This is a genomic window from Streptomyces sp. NPDC001732, from assembly GCF_053596315.1.
Window position 1 is genome coordinate 152,568 of record NZ_JBSFFY010000005.1, and the last position, 19,216, is coordinate 171,783.

Below are 19,216 nucleotides of genomic sequence, written 5' to 3' on the forward strand. Positions count from 1 at the left end.
GACTCGGGGGCGCCCTCCGCCGTTCGCGTACCGGCCGGCCTACGGCTCGAACTTGTACCCCAGGCCCCGCACCGTCACCAGGAAGCGCGGCGCGCCCGGGTCGGGCTCGATCTTGGCGCGCAGCCGCTTGACGTGGACGTCGAGGGTCTTGGTGTCGCCCACGTAGTCCGCGCCCCAGACCCGGTCGATGAGCTGCATGCGGGTCAGGACCCGGCCCGCGTTGCGCAGCAGCATCTCCAGCAGGTCGAACTCCTTGAGCGGCAGATCGACCTTGCCACCGGCCACGGTGACGACGTGGCGGTCCACGTCCATCCGCACCGGGCCCGCCTCCAGGGCGGCCGGGGTGACCTCCTCCGGCTCCCCGCGACGGCGCAGCACCGCACGGATGCGGGCGACCAGCTCCCGGGAGGAGAACGGCTTGGTGACGTAGTCGTCGGCTCCTATTTCCAGGCCGACGACCTTGTCGATCTCGCTGTCCTTCGCCGTGACCATGATCACCGGGACGTTGGACCTGCTGCGCAGCTGACGGCAGACCTCCGTGCCGGGCAGGCCCGGCAGCATCAGGTCGAGCAGCACGAGGTCGGCGCCGTTGCGCTCGAACTCGTCGAGCCCGTCGGGGCCCGTGGCCGCGATCGCGACCTCGAAACCCTCCTTGCGGAGCATGTAGGACAGGGCGTCGCTGAAGGATTCCTCGTCCTCGACGACGAGCACTCGGGTCACGGAAGGACCTCCGGGGCAGGGAATGGTTCAAGGGTGTCGGGGTGGGCGGGTCCGTAGGGACCCTCGTCGCCGTCGACGACGAGCGGTCCGCCCGAGCTGCGGTCCCGTTCCCGCGCGGGGCCCGCTTCGGGCAGCCGCAGGGTGAAGGTGGAGCCCTGGCCCTCCGAGCTCCAGACCGTGACCTCCCCGCCGTGCGAGGCGGCCACGTGTTTCACGATGGCGAGGCCGAGGCCGGTGCCACCGGTGGCCCGTGAGCGGGCCGGGTCGACGCGGTAGAAGCGTTCGAAGACCCGCTCGCGGTCCTTCTCCGAGATGCCGATGCCCTGGTCGGTCACGGCTATCTCGATCTGGTCCCCGCCGGGCACGGACACGCGCCGGGCGGCGATGCCCACTCGGGTGCGGGCGGGGCTGTAGTTGACGGCGTTCTCGACGAGGTTGCCGAGCGCCGCGGCGAGCTGGCCGCGGTTGCCCCAGATGCGGAGCTCCGCGGTGCCGCCGGCCGCCATGGTGATCTGTTTCGAGCCGGCCTGCTGGCGGCAGCGGTCGATGGCCTCGGCCACCAGCTCGTCCACCCGGACCGGTTCGGCGTCCTCCAGCGGGTCGTCGTTCTGCACCCGCGAGAGGTCGATGATCTCCTGTACGAGGTTGGTCAGCCGGGTCGCCTCTATCTGCATCCGGCCCGCGAACCGCTCCACCGCCTCCGGGTCGTCGGAGGCGTCCAGCACGGCCTCGGAGAGCAGCGAGAGCGCGCCGACCGGGGTCTTGAGCTCATGGCTGACATTGGCGACGAAGTCCCGTCGCACCGCTTCGATGCGACGGGCCTCGGTGAGGTCCTCGACCAGCAGGAGCACCAGCCGGGAGCCGAGCGGGGCGACCCGGGCGGAGACCGCGAGGGCCTCGCCGCGTCCCGTGCCGCGCCGGGGGAGGTCCAGTTCGACCTGCCGTATCTCACCGTCCCGGCGGGTGTCCCTGGCCATGTTGAGCATCGCGTCCACGGCCAGCCGGCCGCCCCGTACCAGACCCAGCGCGTAGGCGGCCGAGCTGGCCTTGACCACGCTGTCGCTCTCGTCGAGCACGACCGCCGAGGAGCTGAGCACGGAGAGGACCGTGTCCACCCCGGGCGGCAGGGGCGCGTTGCTGTCCGGCCGCATGGAGGTGCGCGTCGGCTTCTTCTGGTCGCGCTCGCTCCAGCGGAACGCCAGCATGGCGATCACGCCGGTACACGCACCGCCGATCGCCGCAGCTGCGGCGACTGCCGCGTTCACGTCCATACGTCAAGGTTATGCAGGTCCGGGAGGACTATCCCAGCCATCCGAGTGCCTGTCCGAACACTCGTCGCCCAGAGTTCACCGAGGAGCAAGGGTTGGTTCACTTGGGCGGCCGGAAGGCGACGCGTACGCCGATCAGGGTGGCAGCGTGGGGTTCATACCTGGCCCCGGCCTTACGAATGAGGACTGGAGAGGGACTTCCATGCGTGACGCGTACCACGAGGAACTCGACTCGATCGGCGAGGGGCTGGTCGAGATGGCCCGGCTCGTCGGGTCGGCGATCGGACGGGCGACGACGTCCATGCTCGATGCCGATCTGAAGCTCGCGGAGAGCGTGATCGCCGCGGACCAGAAGGTCGACGACCTCCAGCACGACCTGGAGGCGAGGGCCATCGCCCTGCTCGCACGCCAGCAGCCCGTGGCGACGGACCTGCGAATCGTGGTCACCTCCCTGCGGATGAGCGCCGACCTGGAGCGTTCGGGCGACCTCGCCCAGCACGTCGCCAAGCTGGCCCGGCTGCGGTTCCCGGAGTCGGCGGTGCCGAACGACCTGCACGCCACCATCCTGGAGATGGGACAGCTGGCGCAGCGCCTGATGGCCAAGGCCGCCGAGGTGATCATCACCAAGGACGTCGACCTGGCGCTCCAGCTGGAGCAGGACGACGACGAGATGGACCAGCTGCACCGCACGCTGTTCCAGCACCTGATGGACGACCGCTGGAAGCACGGCATCGAGACGGCCGTGGACGTGACGCTGCTCGGCCGGTACTACGAGCGCTTCGCCGACCACGCGGTGTCGGTCGCCAAGCGCGTCGTCTACCTGGTGACGGGCGAGCACGCCGACGAGATCCAGCAGCCGGCCCCGGTGGAGGGCGCCTGACCCCGGTGCTCCCGTGCTCCCCCGGCCGTGGAGGCGCGGGGCCGTCCCCGAGGAGACGGCGGTGAGAGGCGTGCACGGGCGCGTGGGGGCGCATCCCGGTCGCACGTGTGTCTCTGCGCACGTGCGCCGTTGATGCGCCCGCCCGGGTGGGCATGCAATGGGGTGGGGCGGCACGCCTTGTCCGTACGCCCCGGTCGTACGCGCTCGGTCGAGGCGTACGACCCTGTCGTACGTCCTGAGGAGGAACCATGGCCGATTCCCCCACGACCGACCCCCGGCAGGAGACGCCCGCCGACGCGGTGCACCTGCCCCTGCTCGGCGCCTGCGGCTGCGGCTCCGGCTGCGGCTGCGGCTGCCAGTCCGGGGCCCCGTGCCAGTGCGGTGGCTGCTGCGGCTGACCCGCCGCCACGGAGCGACAGGGCGCCCCGCGCGGAACGGATCCGTTCCGCGCGGGGCGTCGTCGTGTGTTGCGACGACCATTGGAACGGAAGGCGCGGGGCCGGGCCTTCAGGCCTTCAGACGGTCCGCTCGACGGCCGGTTCGGTTCCGGATGCTGCCCCGGTGCCGAAGGCCGGTTCGGTTCCGGATGCTGCCCCGGTACCGGCCCCGGAGACCTGCCCGCCCCCGGCGGACACCGCGCCGTCCTCCCCCGGCAGGCCCCGGATCAGCAGCCAGTACCCGAGCGCGGCCCCGGTCCCCAGGACGGCGCACGCCCCCCACAGCCACTGCGCCCCGAAACGGTCGATCACCAGACCCGACATCAGCGGCGCGATCAGCGCGGCCGCCGACCACGACATCGTGTACATGCCCTGGTAGCGGCCCCGGCCCTCGGCGGGCGAGAGCCGGACCACCAGACTGCTCTGGATCGGCGCGTTGACGATCTCGGCGACCGTCCAGACGCAGATGGTCAGCGCGTAGACGGCGACCGACCCGGCGAACGCGGTCAGCCCGAACCCGTACCCCGCCAGCAGCGACGACACGATGAGCAGCTGCCGCGGGTCGCGGTGCTGGATGAAGCGGGTGACGGGGATCTGGAGCACCACGATCAGTACGCCGTTGACGGCGACGGCCGCGCCGAAGTCGGAGCTGGAGAACCCGTCGGCCCCCATGGCCACCGGCAGCCCCACGTACCCCTGCTGGAAGATCAGGGCGATGACGAAGGAGAGCCCGACGACGCTCATGAACCGGCCGTCGCGCAGCACGGTGGAGAGCCGGACCCCGCCGTCGGCGCCCCCGGGGCCCGCGGCCCCGGACACCTCCGGCTTCGCGGGTCGCGACTCGGGCACCTTCACGAAGACGACGACGGCGCAGGCCAGCGTCATCGCGGCCTCGCCGAGGAACCCGGCGAGATAGCTGTACTCGGCGACGAACCCGGCCCCGGCGGACGAGACGGCGAAGCCGAGGTTGATCGCCCAGTAGTTGAGCGAGAAGGCCCGCACCCGGTCCTCGGGCCGGACGATGTCGGCCATCATGGCCTGCACGGCGGGCCGCGAGGCGTTGCCCGCCATGCCGACGCAGAAGGCGACCGCCGCGATCGCCACCGGGTGGACCATGAACCCGAGCACGGCCACGGAGACCGCGGTCGAGACCTGCGCGATGAGCATCGTGGGCCGACGGCCGAGCCGGTCGGTCATCACCCCGGCCCCGAGCGAGGAGACCACCCCGCCGAGGCCGTGCAGCGCGACGACCAGACCGGCGTACGAGGCCGAGTAGCCCCGGTCCAGGGTCAGGTAGAGCGCCATGAACGTGGCGACGAACGCGCCGAGCCGGTTGACCAGCGTGCTGGTCCACAGCCACCAGAACTCCCTGGGGAGTCCGGACACGGATTCGCGCACGGACCGTCTGAGGCCGGCGACAGACATAGGGAGATCCCCCCGGGGAAGCGCGGAACGAACGCCACCGGTAAGCGGCCCGGCGACAGCCCGAACGTTACGAATCCCTGCTTCCGGCACGCCAGCGAATTGACGCCGCCCGTCAATCGTCCCGCCCCCACCAGCGACGATCGCCCTTCCTCCACCCTCTGCGTCCGCCCTGTGGCCGGTCGCGCGGTGCTCGTACGGGTTCGATTACGCTCGGACCCATGGCCGACGCACCGTACAAGCTGATCCTCCTCCGCCACGGCGAGAGCGAATGGAACGCGAAGAACCTGTTCACCGGTTGGGTGGACGTCAACCTCACCGAGAAGGGCGAGAAGGAGGCGGTCCGCGGCGGTGAGCTGCTCAAGGACGCCGGTCTGCTCCCCGACGTCCTGCACACCTCCCTCCAGAAGCGCGCCATCCGCACCGCCCAGCTCGCGCTGGAGGCCGCCGACCGCCACTGGATCCCGGTCCACCGTTCCTGGCGGCTGAACGAGCGCCACTACGGCGCCCTCCAGGGCAAGGACAAGGCGCAGACGCTGGCCGAGTTCGGCGAGGAGCAGTTCATGCTCTGGCGCCGCTCCTACGACACCCCGCCGCCCGCCCTGGAGGACGGCACCGAGTTCTCGCAGAGCGACGACCCGCGCTACGCGACGATCCCGCCGGAGCTGCGCCCGCGCACCGAGTGCCTCAAGGACGTCGTCGTCCGCATGCTGCCGTACTGGTACGACGGCATCGTCCCGGACCTGCTCGCCGGCCGCACGGTCCTGGTCGCCGCCCACGGCAACAGCCTCCGGGCCCTGGTCAAGCACCTCGACGGCATCTCCGACGCCGACATCGCGGGCCTGAACATCCCGACCGGCATCCCGCTCGCCTACGAACTGGACGCCGACTTCCGCCCCGTGAACCCGGGCGGCACGTACCTCGACCCGGACGCGGCGAAGGCCGCCATCGAGGCCGTGAAGAACCAGGGCAAGAAGAAGTAGGCCGTATCGATCGAGCCCTCTGCCTGCGGGATTTCCCGTCGGCAGGGGGCTTGTTCGTGTCCCGGTCCGCCCCGGGCGTCTCCTGGACTCCTGCGCCGGAGGGGGTGCCATGAACGGCCGGAACCGGGACCGGGACTGGGACGACGACGGCGACTACGAGAAGGCGGTCGGGCGGGCCGAGCACGCGACGCGGGTCGGCTGGGCCGCGATCGCGGGCGTGACGGGGCTGTTGGGCGTGGTCGTGGTGGCCGTCGTCGCCGTCTGCCTGGTCGCCGTCGTTGCCATGGCGTATGTCGTGGTCGTCATGGACTAGCCGGACGGAGCGACTACTCCGGGGGTCCGCAGAGGCCGCCGAGTTCGGCGGCGAGCTCCGGGTCCCGCATGCCCGGCAGGGCGTAGCCCTCGTTCTCGTCCCAGGGAATGTCGCTGTCGTCCATGTGGACATGCCACTCCGCGCCCTGGACGGCGCGGCGCAACTCGGTGACGGAGTCGAGCACATGGGCCGTCACCGGCAGCCACCGGTCGGGGTCGGCCGGCAGCTTCGTGGACCCGGTGAGGAGCTCGTCGTCCCGGTCGACGTCGTCCAGGTCGTACAGGTACAGGCTCTCCTCGTCGTCGTACGGGAACGACTCCGCGCGTGCGGTGACGAGGCGTTCGACGGCGGCCGACTCGATCTCGGTCAGTGGGGTCGCCCGGCGGGCGCTGTAGTAGATGGAGACGCTCATGGGCCGAGCGTACGACGGGGGTATGACAACGCCGGTCGGTCACCGGGCGGCGGGATCGGGCCGGCCCGGCTCCTGGTGCAGCGCCCGTGCCACGCGCTCCGCGAGGCCGTCCCAGGGGCGGCACTCGACCACCGGCAGTCCGTGCCGGGCCGCCTGGTCGGCGAGCCAGTGCGAGTACGCGGCGCTGACCTGCGCCCGGTTCCTCTGTTCGCCGCTCTCGGGCTCCCGGGAGGCGTAGTTGGCGGTGATCCGGTCCGGGTCGTCCTCGTGCAGGAACACCGCCCGCACGCGGCGGCCGAAGTCCGCGCCCTCGTGGACGGCCGTCGCGGCGGCGGCCGGGGTGAGGTAGTCGCCCTCGACCACGGCGGGCACGTCGACGGTCAGGCGGTTGCGGACCACGCCCAGCACCGCGGGCTCCAGGGCGCGGGCCGTGGCGATCTGAAGGTCCAGCACCTCCCCGGTGGTGAGCCGGTCGATGTCCGGGACGTCGTCGAAGTGGTGGACGGCGGGGTGCTGCTCGGCCGTCGTCATCGCCTCGACGGCGCTGACCACGTCGTCGAACTCGACCACGAACGCATGCCGCTCATCGGCCAGTTGCGCTGCAAGCCTGCTCTTGCCGATCCCCGACGCCCCGCCGATCAGCACTATGTCCCATGATGTTCCTGCCATGCGGCGAACGTATCGTGCGCGTTCCGCGTCCGCCGTGCCGCCTGGCGCTACCGTGAGTCGGACACCGGCCCACGCACCGGTTCGCGAACGCCGGCCCGCACCCGGGCGGAGCCGACCGGACGGGCCGTGCGGCGGGAGCAAGGAGAGCGGGGAGAGCAATCATGGGCGAAACCCTGAAGACCTTCGTCGGCGGCGCCGAAGTCGACGTGCCCAACAGCATCCCGGCCATCCGTGCCGCGTTGCCCGAGGAGAGACGCGAGGAGTTCGACCGCGCCATCAACGACGCCGGGGTGGGGGAGATCCAGGCGGTCATGCGGCACTGGATGCTGGAGGCCGTGCCCGACCCGGAGGCCGAGAAGATCCTGGACCGGCTGGCACAGGACGAGGCCGAGAGGCGGAGCGTCGCTTGAGCTTCCGCATCTCCTACGCCCCGCCCGCCGACGACACCCTGGCCAAGATGCGTGACGGCGAGACCTTCCGCGACGAGATGGCACGCACCCTGGGCCTCGATCCGTACGGACACGGGTCTACCGCCGTCAAGAGCGAGCGCGACCGCCGTGAGGCGACGGTCGCCGGTGCGATCGTGCTCTACTACGTCTCCAGGTCCGTCCTGATCGTCACCGTGGTGAGGCTCGTCCCGCTGCCCTGATCCGGCACGAACCGTTCAGCACGGACTTCTCAGTACGAACTTCTCAGTAAGAATTTCTCAGCACAAACCATTCAGCACGGACCGGGCAGCACGGACCGTCCGGCGCGGGACCGCCGCCGCGAGGGGGTGCGGCGGTCCCGGCCGCCCTCTCAGGCCAGCTTCGCGGCCTGGGCCTCGATCACCGCGGTCGGCAGCTCGAAGCTCCCGCCGCCGCCCATCGCTGCCAGGTTCATCGAGGAGAACGAGGCGAACGAGGAACCCTGGCGCAGCGCCGCCAGCTTCAACTCGCCCTTCTCGCCGTCCTGTTCCAGCTCCACCGTCCAGGCGACCGACTCCTCGCCGGCCTCGATCCGGGCCTCGGTGATCCTGCCGACCTTCTGCTTCTCACCGGCCGCCGTGAACTCGAACCCACCGGCGCACTCGGTGGCCGCGGTGCGCAGCGCGGCCACCGAGTCCTGCGCGCCCTTGCCCTCGTACGAGCCGAGGGCCAGCTGCGTCGTCGTGATGTCGAAGGCCGACTTGAAGGCGTCCTCGGCGTCCGCGACGTCCTTGTTCATGGCGTCCTTCTTGGGCTCGCTGACGACGGTGCGCTTCGTGAACACGCCGGGCTCACCGACCTGAGCGCCCATCAACGCGTCGGCGAGCGGGGCGCACGCCTCCTTCTCGACCTTGATGTCGTCGGCCGCGATCACGTCCTTGGCCGCGGCCTCGGAGATCTTGTGTCCCTTGACGTCGCCCTGGGCCAGCGCGGCCTTCTCCAGCTCGGCGGCGCTCAGCACCTTGGCGGCCGTCGGCTCCGCGGCGGCGGACTCCTTGCCCTTGGCGTCCGCCCCCTTGCCGCCGGACCCGGAGTCCGAGCCGCCGCAGCCGACGGCGAGCAGGGCCAGGGACACCGCAGCGGCGGCAACAGCGGTACGGCGTACGGCGGAGGAGCGCATGGGTCCTGTCCGTCTCTCTGAGCGGGGATTTCGGGTGCGCTCACTTTATGAGCGAAATTTGGTTTGACGATCAATCAATTGGGGCACGGGATGCGATCGTGACGACGTCGTGATCATTCTGTGAAAGCACTATTCGTCACCGCAAGGCGCGTCGAATACCGACACCGGCGGGCGAGCCGCCCCTTTCCGTCACATGCGCAGCCCCGGGCGGGGCCGGGTCCTGTCGCGGTGAGGTCTGCGCTCCGTCGGACGACCGGGTCCTGTCGCAGTGAGGCCTGCGCTCCGTCGGTCGGCCGGTGCCCCTTGCGCCGCGCGGCAGTTCGGCGAGGCCGGGGGTCAGTCGGCCGGGCGCCGGGTCAGGTGGGCGAACGCGTCCAGGTTCCGCGTGGACTCGCCACGCGACACCCGCCACTCGTACTCCTTGCGGATGGCGCTCGCGAAACCCAGCTCCAGCAGGGTGTTGAACGAGCCGTCGGCCGCTTCGAGGACCGTGCCGAGCAGCCGGTCCAGTTCCTCCGGGGTGACCACGGACAGCGGCAGCCTGCCGACCAGATAGATGTCGCCGAGCCGGTCGATCGCGTAACTCACGCCGAAGAGGCGGAGGTTGCGCTCCAGCAGCCAGCGGTGGACCGCCGCGTCGTTCTCGTCGGGGTGGCGGACGACGAAGGCGTTGAGGGAGAGCGAGTGCTTGCCGACGCGCAGGGAGCAGGTGGTGGACAGCTTGCGTGTACCGGGCAGCGTGACCACGTAACCGCCCGGCTCGGGGCTCTCCCACGCGAGCCCGGCTTCCTCCAGGGTCGCCTCGATGACCCGCGCGGCCCTCGACGCCGCATCGGCCGGCACCGTCGCCGTTTCGGTCGGTGCCGCTCCACCGGGTACGTCGTCGGGGTGGTCGGGTACGTCAGCCATGGTGCGAGCGTACGCGGCGACGGCGGTGTTCGTGCATCGCGGCCGTGTACACCTCGGCCGTCGCGGAAGCCGCGGTGTCCCAGCCGAAGCCCTGGGCGTGCGCGGCGGCCGCCGCGCCCATGCGGGCGACCAGTTCCGGCGCGTCGGCGAACCGGGCCAGGGCCTGCGCGTACGCGGCGGGGTCGTGGCCGGGTATCAGGAAGCCGCTGACCCCGTCCCGCACCGCCACCGGCAGACCGCCCACGGCCGCCGCGACGACCGGGGTGCCCGCCGCCTGGGCCTCTATGGCGACCAGCCCGAAGGACTCGCTGTACGAGGGCATGACCAGCACGGACGCGGCCCGGAACCAGTCCGCGAGCTGTTCCTGCCCGACCGGCGGCTGGAACCGTACGACGTCGGCGATACCGAGCCGGGCCGCCAGCTTCTGCAGCCCCTCCGGCTTGGCGAGCCCGCTGCCGCTCGGGCCGCCGACGACCGGTACGACCATCCGGGAACGCAGCGTCGGATCGCGGTCCAGCAGGACGGCGACCGCCCGCAGCAGCACGTCGGGGGCCTTCAGCGGCTGGATGCGGCCCGCGAAGAGCGGAATCAGCGCGTCCTGCGGCAGCCCGAGGCGCGCCCGTGCCGCGGCGCGCCCGTCGGCGGGGCTGAAGCGGTCCAGGTTGACGCCGGGGTGGACGACGGCGACGGAGTCCGGGGCGGCCTCGTAGAAACGGACGAGCTCGTCCGCCTCTCCGGCGGTGTTCGCGATCAGCCGGTCGGCCGCGTCGACGATCTGGGTCTCGCCGATGACGCGGGCGGCCGGCTCGGGGGTGTCGCCCTCCGCGAGCGCCGCGTTCTTCACCTTCGCCATGGTGTGCATGGCGTGGACGAGCGGGACGCCCCAGCGCTGGGCGGCGAGCCAGCCGACGTGGCCGGAGAGCCAGTAGTGGGAGTGGACCAGGTCGTAGTAGCCGGGGCGCTGACCCGCCCACGCCTGCATCACACCGTGTGTGAAGGCGCAGAGCTGGGCGGGCAGCTCCTCCTTGGCCAGGCCCTCGTACGGCCCCGCGTCGACGTGCCGGACCAGGACGCCGGGCGCCAGCTCGACCACCGGGGGCAGTCCGCCGGTGGTGGACCGGGTGAAGATCTCGACCTCGATGCCGATCGCGGCGAGGCGCCTGGCCAGCTCCACGATGTAGACGTTCATGCCGCCCGCGTCGCCCGTGCCCGGCTGGTGCAGCGGCGAGGTGTGCACGGAGAGCATCGCGATGCGGCGGGGCTTGCGGTGACCGCCGGGAAAGGCTGCGGGGAACCTGAGGCGCGGGGCGACCCGGCTGCTGCCGAGCCGGGAGACGTACTGGGTCACGTCGTCCGGTCCTCCTCATTCGGGGTTCAGGCTCGTTCAGGGCACGACACCGGAGGGACCTGCGCCCCTTTCGAGGGCTGCAACAGCGGAATCTCTCCTTTCATTTCCGCTTTGCCAAATCATTACGACGATCGATCGCCCCCCGGTGGCCGGTCCGTACCCGGCCCGCGCCCGGTCCGGTCGGGCTCCGCGCCCGGTCCGCGTCCCCGTCCGTGCCCGGTCCGGGTGGGCTCCGCGGAATCGTTACGCTCGCTGTCATGCGCCCCATCGGCACCGCGACCCGCGGGACCACCAATCCGAACCGGCTCCGCCGCATGGACCGCTGGATCGCCGCCACCCACGGCCCGGCCCTGCGCCGCGCCGACCGCCCCGTCGCCGTGGACCTCGGATACGGTGCCGCCCCCTGGACCGCCGTCGAGCTGCTGCACCGGCTGCGCACCGCCGAGCCGCGCACCGCCGTGGTCGGCATCGAGATCGACCCGGAACGGGTCGCGGCGGCGAAGCCGTACGAGCGCGAGGGCCTGACCTTCCTGCACGGCGGGTTCGAGATCCCGCTCCCCGAGCGCCCCGATCTCGTCCGGGCGGCGAACGTGCTGCGCCAGTACGACGAGGGCGAGGTCGCCGAGGTCTGGGAGCGGCTGTGCGCGCGCCTCGCGCCGGGCGGGCTCCTGGTGGAGGGGACCTGCGACGAGATCGGGCGCCGGCACGTCTGGGTGGCGCTCGGCCCGGAAGGTCCGCGCACGGTCACGTTCGCGACCCGGCTCGGCTCCCTGGACCGCCCCTCCGACCTCGCGGAACGCCTGCCGAAGGCCCTGATCCACCGCAATGTGCCGGGCGAACCGGTCCACGCGTTCCTGCGGGACTTCGACCGGGCATGGGCGGCGGCGGCCCCGTACGCGTCACTGGGCGCCCGGCAGCGCTGGATCACGGCGGTGCGGGCGCTGTCGGGCGACTGGCCGCTGGCCGACGGGGTACGGCGGTGGCGCCAGGGCGAGGTCACGGTGGAGTGGGACGCCCTCCGGCCCGGCACGCGCTGAACGGCCCGGACTCGGCCACCCCGGACGTCCCCCGACAGGCCGGCCCCGATCGGCGGGCGAACGGAACGGCCGGCGGGCGGGAACAACTGACGAGCGGCAACCGCGGATGAACGGGAACGGCCGGCGGGCGGGAACGAGAACGGGCCCTCGTTCGTCCAGAAGAGGGGGACGGGGAAGCGGGGGCACGGGGGAGATTCACGGGGCGGCAAGGGGCTCGGGGGGAGCGGCGCCGGGCGGCGACCGATCCATGTGACCGTCAGGACAGCAGGTGTGCGCCTCTGTTGCTTTTCGGTACGACATGGCACGATCGCGTCATCGGCGAAAAGTTACTGACGGGAAATCAGATTCATTCGGAGGGGAATCCCGTGAACCGACGTCACTGTGCCTCGGCCGCGATCACTCTGGTCTGCGCGCTGTCCGTGCTCATAACGCCGGTCCCGGCCTTCGCCGCACCCACGCCCCCCTCCCCCTCGAAGTCCGGGGCCGAGGCGCCGAAGAAGACTCTCGAAGAGGTCCGCCAGGAGATCGACGACCTCTACCGCAAGGCGGGGACGGCCACCGATGCGTACAACCTCGCCGAGGAGCGGGCCGAGAAGCAGTCCGGCGAGATCGTGAAGCTGGCCCGCGCCATAGTCGTGGGCCAGGCGAAGATCGCCGAACTGAAGACCCAGGCGGGCGCCCAGGCCCGTGAGCAGTACCGCACCGGCGGGCTGCCGCCCGGCGCCCAGTTCATGCTCAGCGACGACCCGCAGCTGTTCCTGGACGGGGTGAGCCGGGTCCGGGAGGGCCAGCAGGCCGCGAAGGGCGTTCTGGGGGAACTGACCAGGACCCAGCAGGACTTGGAGACGTACACCAAGGACGCGAACGCCAACTGGAAGAAGCTCGAAGCCAATCGGGTCAAGCAGGCCAAGGCCAAGAAGAAGATCAACGCGCAGATCGCGGCGGCGAAGAAGCTGGAGTCCCGGCTCAAGAAGGAGGAGCGGGCCCGTCTGCTCAAGCTGGAGCAGGAGGCCGCGTACCAGCAGCAGACGGCCTGGCTCAGCTCCGGCGTCCTGAAGGACATCAACCGCAGGGCGAGCGAGCGCGGCAAGAAGGCGGTGGCCTTCGCGACGGCCCAGATCGGCAAGCCGTACGTCTGGGGCGCCGAGGGTCCCCGCTCGTACGACTGCTCGGGGCTCACGTCCCAGGCGTGGGCTGCGGCGGGCCGCCCGATCCCGCGCACCTCGCAGGAGCAGTGGCGGCTGCTGCCGCGCATCGACATCAAGGACATGCGCCCCGGCGACCTGATCATCTACCACGCCGACGCCAGCCACGTGGGCATGTACGTCGGCGACGGCGCGATCGTCCACGCCCCCCGCCCCGGGCGCAACGTCACGCTGGCGGGCGCGGGCTCGATGCTGATACTCGGAGTGGTCCGCCCGGACAAGTGACGCCCGGTGGCCGCCCCACCGGAGTGACTCGCGCCACCCGTGCCCGCCGCCCCACGTGACCTTTGTCATGCCCCGGTGGCCGCGCACCCACCGGCACTTCTCGCCGGATCCGTGACGGGACGCGGCTTATGGCTGCGCCTGTGACGACAACCGCACCCGGAACGCCATTCCGTTCTCCCGCCGAGGACCGCTATCGTCCCCGTCTGGCGGGTCGTCGATCGGCGCTCCGCCGCGCCCTCGGGGGGAGGGAAGGAAAACCGAAACAATGCCCGTATCCATACCGCAGCCATGCGACGCCACCGCTGCGGACGCCTCCTTCGGCTCCGACCTCGTCCTCCTGGTCATCGGGGACGACCCGGCGGGCACCTTCACCGTCCCCGAGCTCCCGGCCGCGGCCGGTACGCGGATCCGCATCCGCACCGCCCGCAACCTGACCGAGGCGGGCCGACTGCTCACGGACGACGTCGACTGCGTCCTGCTGGACCTGGCCCTGCCCACCGGCAGCGAGACCCGTGCCGCCGCCTCCGGGGCGGGGGGCGCCGCGGGCCCCGACGAGCTCGCCGCGCTCCGGCACGTACTGCGGATCGCGCCCCGCCACGCCGTCCTCGCCCTCACGGCGGGGGACGACGCCGAGCTGGCCGCCGAGGCGGTACGGGTCGGCGCCCAGGACTACCTCTGCCGCGACGACCTGGACGGAAGGCTGCTCGGCCGCGCCATCCGGTACGCCGTCGCCCGCAAGCGCGCCGACGTCGCCCAGCGCAGGCTCACCGAGTCCACGCTGCGCGCCCAGGAGAACGCCCGCCTCGAACGCGGCCTGCTCCCCACCCCGCTGCTCGAAGGCTCCGACCTGCGCTTCGCTGCCCGCTACCGGCCCGGCCGCAGCCGAGCGCTGCTCGGCGGGGACTTCTACGACACGGTCCGCACGCCCGACGGCACCGTCCACGCGATGATCGGCGACGTCTGCGGGCACGGCCCCGACGAGGCGGCGCTCGGCGTCGAACTCCGCATCGCCTGGCGGGCGCTGACCCTGGCCGGGCTGTGCGGCGACGACCTGCTCTCCACCCTCCAGCAGGTCCTGGAGCACGAGCGGGAGAGCGAGGAGATCTTCGCGACGCTCTGCACCGTGGACATCGCCCCCGACGGCCGCCGCGCCGGCCTCTGCCTGGCGGGCCATCCCGCCCCGCTCATCGCCCGGCAGGGACAGGCCGCGCACCTCCTCCCGTACGAGGACGGCGGCCCGGCGCTGGGACTGCTGCCGCACGCCCGCTGGCCGCGCCGACAGGTGGACCTCGGCGGCACCTGGAGCCTGATGATGTACACGGACGGGCTGATCGAGGGGCGGGTCGGGCCGACCGGCACCCAGCGGCTCGGCCAGGACGGCATGGTCGCGATGATCAACCGGCAGCTGACCGAAGGGCTCACCGGCGAGGACCTGCTGGACGCCGCGGTCACGCAGGTACGGGAGCTGAACGGCGGCGAGCTGACCGACGACGTCGCGGTCCTGCTGCTCGACCGCGATCAGGAACACCTCCGCCGGGCCCCGGACGGCGACCGGGGCGGGAGCATCCCTCGCCCCCGCCCCGGATCGGGCTCACCCACGGCCTCCGCGGGCGCCGCGAACGGTCAGCGCCCGCCGTTGTAGGGCCCGTACGGACCGTCGCTGCTGGAGCCGCCCCGGCGGCCACCGCCCGAGACCGCCTGCAGCGCGGGCCGTACGTCCACCAGGAAGACGATGGACGCGACCACCCCCGCCAGCTGGAGGAACAGCATCGGCACGAAGAGGTTCACGGCGACGGCGATGCCGAGGATGATCAGCCAGAAGGACTTCTTCTGCTTGTCCGCGGCCCGGTAGGCGTCCTCACGGGCCATCGCCGCCATGACCAGCGCGACCACGGCCAGGGCGAGCATGACCATGTAGAGCAGCCAGATGAATGTGCTGAATCCTGTGAGCAACATGGTGTGCACCGCCTAATCAAGTGGATGAGCGCCTCGCGGCCAAGGTACCGGGACAACGGGCCGGGTACCCGTGAAGGTGCCCGGCCCGCGCTCCGCCACACCCCCGGGCGCCCGGCCGCCGTCACGGAGCCGGGGCGCCCCGGGTCCTACTTCGTGCTCGGCGGGGTGGTCTTCTTCGCGGCGGGCTTGCGCGCGGGCGCCTTCTTCGCGGGCGCGGGCGTGGTCCTTCCCGCCGCACCGGCGGCCTTCGGAGCGGGCTTCGCCGCCGGCTTCGGGCCGGGCTTCGGGCCGGGCTTCGCAGCGGCCTTCGTCGCGGGCCTCGGCGCGGACGACGACTTCGCCGTACCCGTCGCGGTGGCCGGCCTCGCCTTCGCGGTGCCCGCCGGGCGGGGCTCCTTGCGCGGCTCGACGACGACGGCGATCTCGACGATCTCGTCGGCCGTCTCGCCCCGCCAGTTCCTCACGGTCTGCTCGCCGCGCTCGGCGACCTTCTCGTACGTCTCACGGGCCCGCACCGCGTACTCCGCGGCCACGCCCAGGCTGCGCAGCGCCAGGTCCTGGGCGTTCTCGCCCAGCTTCCGCAGATCGCTGTCGAACGACCCGATCACCTCGGTGACCTTGGCCTGCACGGTGGCCTGCGCCTCCTTGGCCTGCGAGGTCACCTTCTCCTGCACGGCCTTGGGGTCGGCGTTGCGCACGGCCTCGATGCGCTCCGGCGCCTCGGCACGCAGCTGCTCGATCAGTGCCGGGACCTTGCGCGCCTGCTCGACGGCGAGATCGGCCGTACCGGCGGCGAAGTAGAGGGGGGTCGGGTCGGTGAGGGTCTTGCGCAGGTCATCGGTGATGGCCATGACTGTGGTCCTCCCGGATCATCAGGCTCGGTGTGAGGGTTTTCAGGGCTTGGAAGCCGTGTCGGCGCCGTTGCCGTCGGCCGCGCGGGAACCGTCGGCGTCCGGGGCGGGCCGGTCGTCGGAGTCCGGGGCGGGCCGGTCGTCGGCCTCCGCCACGGATCCGCCGCCGGTCCCCGGTCCGGCGTCGGTGCCGGCTTCCGGTCCGGGCTCGTACCCGTTCTCCTTGCGGAAGGAGTCGTAGATCTGCAGCAGAACACTCTTCTGCCGCTCGTTTATGGACGGGTCGGCCAGAATCACCGCCCGCGTCTCCAGCTCCTCCCGCTCCCGCTCGTCCAGAATCCCGGCCCGTACGTAAAGGGTCTCGGCCGAGATCCGCAGCGCCTTGGCGACCTGCTGCAGCACCTCGGCACTCGGCTTGCGCAGCCCGCGCTCGATCTGGCTGAGGTAGGGATTGGACACTCCGGCGGCATCGGCGAGCTGCCGCAGCGACAGCTGCGCCGTACGCCGCTGCTCGCGCAGGTACTCACCGAGATTGCCGACGTTGAGTGATGCCATGCCCCGATGGTGCGCCACCCTTGCTAACTTTTGCAAGCAGGCGCTTGCAAAAGTGCGCCACACCACTCGTTCGGCCGCGTCACTGCGTCCCGCTCATGCCGAGTGCCGTATCGGTGTCCGGCGCCGGGACAGATGCCTCACGGTCACTGAAGTTGTCACGCCGCTCAAGAGCAACTGGCAGACTGCTGAGCAGACTTGGCGACTGACCGGCTGACCGACCGGCCGGCGGACAGGGGTCGGGATTCGAGGTGGGGGCGAGGTGGATCTTGCCGGAGTGGTGCTCGCCGACCGGTACGAGCTGCGGCGGTTGATCGCGCGTGGCGGCATGGGCGAGGTCTGGCACGGCCAGGACACGTCCGTGCTGCAGCGCGAGGTCGCGATCAAGCTCCTGTCCGCCGGGTCCGGGGCGACGTCGGTGCGCCGCTTCGGCAGGGAAGCGGCGTTGCTCGCCAGGCTCCAGCACCCGGGAATCACCGTGGTGCACGATGCCGGCAGCCATGGCGGTCACCTCTACATCGTCATGGAACTCCTCCAGGGCCAGGACCTGGCCCGGGTCATGACCGACCATCCCGACGGCCTGCCCGTCGAGCGCGTGCTGGACCTCTTCCGTCAGATCGCCGACGCCCTCGCCGCGGCTCACCGCGTCGGTGTCGTGCACCGCGACCTGAAGCCGGCCAACCTGTTCGTGCAGCAGGGCGACCGGATCAAGATCTGCGACTTCGGCATCGCCCGCAGCGCGGACGCCTCCGACGCGCTGACCACCAGCGGCGTGGTCCTGGGGACGCTGCCCTACATGTCGCCCGAGCAGTGCCAGGGGCGGGCCGTGGAAGCGCCTGCCGACATCTACGCCCTCGGCACCGTCCTCTTCGAACTCCTCACCGGAGACACGCCGTTCTCCGCCGCCCAATCGCCCTACGCCCTCATGCGCCGGCACGTCGAGGCCTCCCCTCCCCGGCTGGACGCGGTACGGCCGGACGTTCCCCGGGAACTGGCGGACCTGGTGGCGCGGATGCTGGCCAAGGACCCCGGCGAACGGCCCGACGTCACCGCCCTGGCCCCTGCCCCGGCCGGACCGGCACCCGGCTCCACGGCGGCACGCCCGGAGAAAGCCGAGGAGCGAGGACCCGAGGAGCGAGAACCCGAGGGCTCCACCGAACCACCGCCACCGGCCGCCGATGACGGTGCCAGTGGTGACGGTGGCGGTGGCGGTGGTACTGACGGTGGTGGCAGCGACGGCGGGCGGCAGGCGACCCGGTGGCTCAGTACGCGGCTGCTCCTGCCCGCCCGCCGGACGCGCACCCGTGTGCTCCTGGCCGGAACCGCCGTTCTCTGCGCGATCGCCCTGGGCACCGGCATCGCGGTCCTGTACGACGGCGAGGCCTCCCCCGACCGGACTTTTCGTACCGACGGCGCCCTGGAAGTGGGGTTCAGCCCCGACGGCAGCATCCTGGCCGCCGGGGGCAACACCGCTCCGGTCCTCCGGTGGAACCCGAGGACCGGCGAGCGCATCGGCCGCCCCCTTCGCCAGGTCGGCAACGTGTACAACGTGGCGTTCAGCCCCGACGGCACCATGCTGGCGGCCTCGACCCTGCAGTACGACGGCAGCGTGCGGGTGTGGAACCCGAAGACCGGGAAGCTGATCAGCGAATGCGCCGACCCCGAAGTCGTCGCGGTGGCGTTCCACCCGGACAGCACCGTGCTGGCCACCGCGAACCAGGACACCGGAGTGGTGAGCCTGTGGAATCCGAGGAGCGGCGACCGGATCAGAACCGTCAACGGCGACATCACGTCCCTGGCGTTCAGCCCGGACGGCACCATGCTGGCGGCCGGGAGCAGGGAAGGCTCGCTCCTGTTGTGGAACCCGAAGACCGGGGAGCGGATCGGTGAACCCCTCGACGGCCACGGCGACGCGATCAGGAACGTGCGGTTCAGCCCGGACGGCACCACACTGGCCGGCGCGAGCGATGACGGCCCCGTGCGGCTCTGGGACGTGGAGACCAGGACGGAGATCGGCGCCGCCCTCACCGCCCACGGCGAGTCCGCTTCCGGCCTGGCCTTCAGCCCGGACGGCGACACGCTGGCCACCGCGGGCCATGACGGCACCGTACGACTGTGGAACCCGGAAACCGGCGAGCAGATCGGCGATCCGCTCCACCACGACGGCAGCGTCAGCGACGTCGCGTTCAGCCCGGACGGCACCACGCTGGCCACCGCGAGCGACGGTGACACGGTGGCGTTGTGGCGGCTGCCGCAGGAGCACACCACCTGAGCACCCCCGCGGCCCGGGGAGTTCGGGCCATGAGGGCCTGTGCCCGGTCGACGACGGGGCTCCGACCCGGGCCACCGGATCCTGGAACAGGGGTTCGAGGCTGGTGTCGGGGGAAGCAGCTGTACGGGAGGGCCGGTGCGGTATTACGCCGACGGGGCCGGGGCTCCGGT

General features: G+C 71.8%; 21 protein-coding genes. 10 read left to right on the forward strand and 11 right to left on the reverse strand.

Features of this window, described 5'->3' with window-relative positions:
• Positions 1-39 precede the first annotated feature (39 nt).
• Positions 40-720 (reverse strand): response regulator transcription factor, encoded by a 681-nt coding sequence (locus ACWCXX_RS08430; RefSeq protein ID WP_072487966.1) that lies wholly within the window; start codon positions 718-720, stop codon positions 40-42.
• Entirely contained in the window at positions 717-1,991 is a 1,275-nt protein-coding gene (locus ACWCXX_RS08435; protein WP_451125550.1) for a sensor histidine kinase, read from the reverse strand. Before ACWCXX_RS08435 ends, ACWCXX_RS08430 begins: the two co-directional genes overlap by 4 nt.
• Positions 1,992-2,190: 199 nt before the next feature.
• On the opposite strand from ACWCXX_RS08435, the gene phoU reads away from it, so the two are divergent.
• Together phoU and ACWCXX_RS08445 are read left to right on the forward strand one after the other, a co-directional pair.
• Positions 2,191-2,868, forward strand: coding sequence for a phosphate signaling complex protein PhoU (phoU, locus tag ACWCXX_RS08440; RefSeq protein ID WP_451125551.1), 678 nt, complete (start codon positions 2,191-2,193; stop codon positions 2,866-2,868).
• Between the two features lie 248 nt (positions 2,869-3,116).
• Positions 3,117-3,266: a hypothetical protein gene (locus ACWCXX_RS08445; protein ID WP_199883326.1), complete on the forward strand. Its 150-nt coding sequence runs from the start codon at positions 3,117-3,119 to the stop codon at positions 3,264-3,266.
• Positions 3,267-3,383: 117 nt separating this feature from the next.
• Here ACWCXX_RS08445 and ACWCXX_RS08450 read toward each other — a convergent pair whose 3' ends face one another.
• Positions 3,384-4,730: an MDR family MFS transporter gene (locus ACWCXX_RS08450; RefSeq protein WP_451125552.1), complete on the reverse strand. Its 1,347-nt coding sequence runs from the start codon at positions 4,728-4,730 to the stop codon at positions 3,384-3,386.
• Positions 4,731-4,948: 218 nt separating this feature from the next.
• On the opposite strand from ACWCXX_RS08450, the gene ACWCXX_RS08455 reads away from it, so the two are divergent.
• Together ACWCXX_RS08455 and ACWCXX_RS08460 are read left to right on the forward strand one after the other, a co-directional pair.
• Entirely contained in the window at positions 4,949-5,710 is a 762-nt protein-coding gene (locus tag ACWCXX_RS08455) for a phosphoglyceromutase (RefSeq protein WP_451125553.1), read from the forward strand.
• 109 nt (positions 5,711-5,819) lie between these two features.
• On the forward strand, positions 5,820-6,023 hold the full coding sequence (locus ACWCXX_RS08460) for a hypothetical protein (protein ID WP_451125554.1): 204 nt from the start codon (positions 5,820-5,822) through the stop codon (positions 6,021-6,023).
• Between the two features lie 13 nt (positions 6,024-6,036).
• Here ACWCXX_RS08460 and ACWCXX_RS08465 read toward each other — a convergent pair whose 3' ends face one another.
• Positions 6,037-6,435, reverse strand: a complete 399-nt coding sequence (locus ACWCXX_RS08465; RefSeq protein ID WP_451125555.1) for a hypothetical protein — start codon at positions 6,433-6,435, stop codon at positions 6,037-6,039.
• A 39-nt stretch (positions 6,436-6,474) separates the two neighbouring features.
• Positions 6,475-7,104 carry an AAA family ATPase gene (locus tag ACWCXX_RS08470; protein ID WP_451125556.1) on the reverse strand — a complete coding sequence of 210 codons (630 nt, stop codon included), beginning with the start codon at positions 7,102-7,104 and terminating at the stop codon, positions 6,475-6,477.
• 161 nt (positions 7,105-7,265) lie between these two features.
• Between ACWCXX_RS08470 and ACWCXX_RS08475 the strand changes: the two genes are divergently transcribed.
• Together ACWCXX_RS08475 and ACWCXX_RS08480 are read left to right on the forward strand one after the other, a co-directional pair.
• On the forward strand, positions 7,266-7,514 hold the full coding sequence (locus ACWCXX_RS08475) for a hypothetical protein (RefSeq protein ID WP_148837165.1): 249 nt from the start codon (positions 7,266-7,268) through the stop codon (positions 7,512-7,514).
• Positions 7,511-7,753 carry a hypothetical protein gene (locus tag ACWCXX_RS08480; protein ID WP_451125557.1) on the forward strand — a complete coding sequence of 81 codons (243 nt, stop codon included), beginning with the start codon at positions 7,511-7,513 and terminating at the stop codon, positions 7,751-7,753. Before ACWCXX_RS08475 ends, ACWCXX_RS08480 begins: the two co-directional genes overlap by 4 nt.
• Before the next feature lie 149 nt (positions 7,754-7,902).
• On the opposite strand, the gene ACWCXX_RS08485 is transcribed toward ACWCXX_RS08480, so the two are convergent.
• The 3 genes from ACWCXX_RS08485 to mshA all read right to left on the reverse strand — a co-directional run bounded on the left by ACWCXX_RS08485 (position 7,903) and on the right by mshA (position 10,948).
• Positions 7,903-8,691 carry a hypothetical protein gene (locus ACWCXX_RS08485; RefSeq protein WP_451125558.1) on the reverse strand — a complete coding sequence of 263 codons (789 nt, stop codon included), beginning with the start codon at positions 8,689-8,691 and terminating at the stop codon, positions 7,903-7,905.
• Between the two features lie 336 nt (positions 8,692-9,027).
• A complete protein-coding gene (locus ACWCXX_RS08490) occupies positions 9,028-9,600 on the reverse strand; it encodes a YbjN domain-containing protein (RefSeq protein ID WP_451125559.1) in 573 nt (190 codons plus the stop codon).
• Entirely contained in the window at positions 9,593-10,948 is a 1,356-nt protein-coding gene (gene mshA / locus ACWCXX_RS08495; protein ID WP_451125560.1) for a D-inositol-3-phosphate glycosyltransferase, read from the reverse strand. The genes ACWCXX_RS08490 and mshA overlap by 8 nt, the downstream gene beginning before the upstream one ends.
• A gap of 257 nt (positions 10,949-11,205) precedes the next feature.
• On the opposite strand from mshA, the gene ACWCXX_RS08500 reads away from it, so the two are divergent.
• From ACWCXX_RS08500 to ACWCXX_RS08510, 3 genes are all read left to right on the forward strand, one after another.
• Positions 11,206-11,985 carry a class I SAM-dependent methyltransferase gene (locus ACWCXX_RS08500; RefSeq protein WP_451125561.1) on the forward strand — a complete coding sequence of 260 codons (780 nt, stop codon included), beginning with the start codon at positions 11,206-11,208 and terminating at the stop codon, positions 11,983-11,985.
• Between the two features lie 365 nt (positions 11,986-12,350).
• Positions 12,351-13,415 carry an NlpC/P60 family protein gene (locus tag ACWCXX_RS08505; RefSeq protein WP_451125562.1) on the forward strand — a complete coding sequence of 355 codons (1,065 nt, stop codon included), beginning with the start codon at positions 12,351-12,353 and terminating at the stop codon, positions 13,413-13,415.
• A 265-nt stretch (positions 13,416-13,680) separates the two neighbouring features.
• Positions 13,681-15,057: a PP2C family protein-serine/threonine phosphatase gene (locus ACWCXX_RS08510; protein ID WP_451125563.1), complete on the forward strand. Its 1,377-nt coding sequence runs from the start codon at positions 13,681-13,683 to the stop codon at positions 15,055-15,057.
• Here the strand turns inward: ACWCXX_RS08510 and ACWCXX_RS08515 are convergent.
• From ACWCXX_RS08515 to ACWCXX_RS08525, 3 genes are all read right to left on the reverse strand, one after another.
• Positions 15,039-15,371, reverse strand: a complete 333-nt coding sequence (locus ACWCXX_RS08515; RefSeq protein ID WP_451125564.1) for a DUF2516 family protein — start codon at positions 15,369-15,371, stop codon at positions 15,039-15,041. The two genes, ACWCXX_RS08510 and ACWCXX_RS08515, sit on opposite strands and share 19 nt — an antisense overlap.
• A gap of 146 nt (positions 15,372-15,517) precedes the next feature.
• Positions 15,518-16,222 (reverse strand): hypothetical protein, encoded by a 705-nt coding sequence (locus tag ACWCXX_RS08520; RefSeq protein ID WP_451125565.1) that lies wholly within the window; start codon positions 16,220-16,222, stop codon positions 15,518-15,520.
• A gap of 42 nt (positions 16,223-16,264) precedes the next feature.
• A complete protein-coding gene (locus ACWCXX_RS08525; RefSeq protein WP_451125566.1) occupies positions 16,265-16,777 on the reverse strand; it encodes a helix-turn-helix domain-containing protein in 513 nt (170 codons plus the stop codon).
• Between the two features lie 259 nt (positions 16,778-17,036).
• Between ACWCXX_RS08525 and ACWCXX_RS08530 the strand changes: the two genes are divergently transcribed.
• Positions 17,037-19,046, forward strand: a complete 2,010-nt coding sequence (locus ACWCXX_RS08530; RefSeq protein WP_451125567.1) for a WD40 repeat domain-containing serine/threonine protein kinase — start codon at positions 17,037-17,039, stop codon at positions 19,044-19,046.
• Positions 19,047-19,216: the final 170 nt, after the last annotated feature.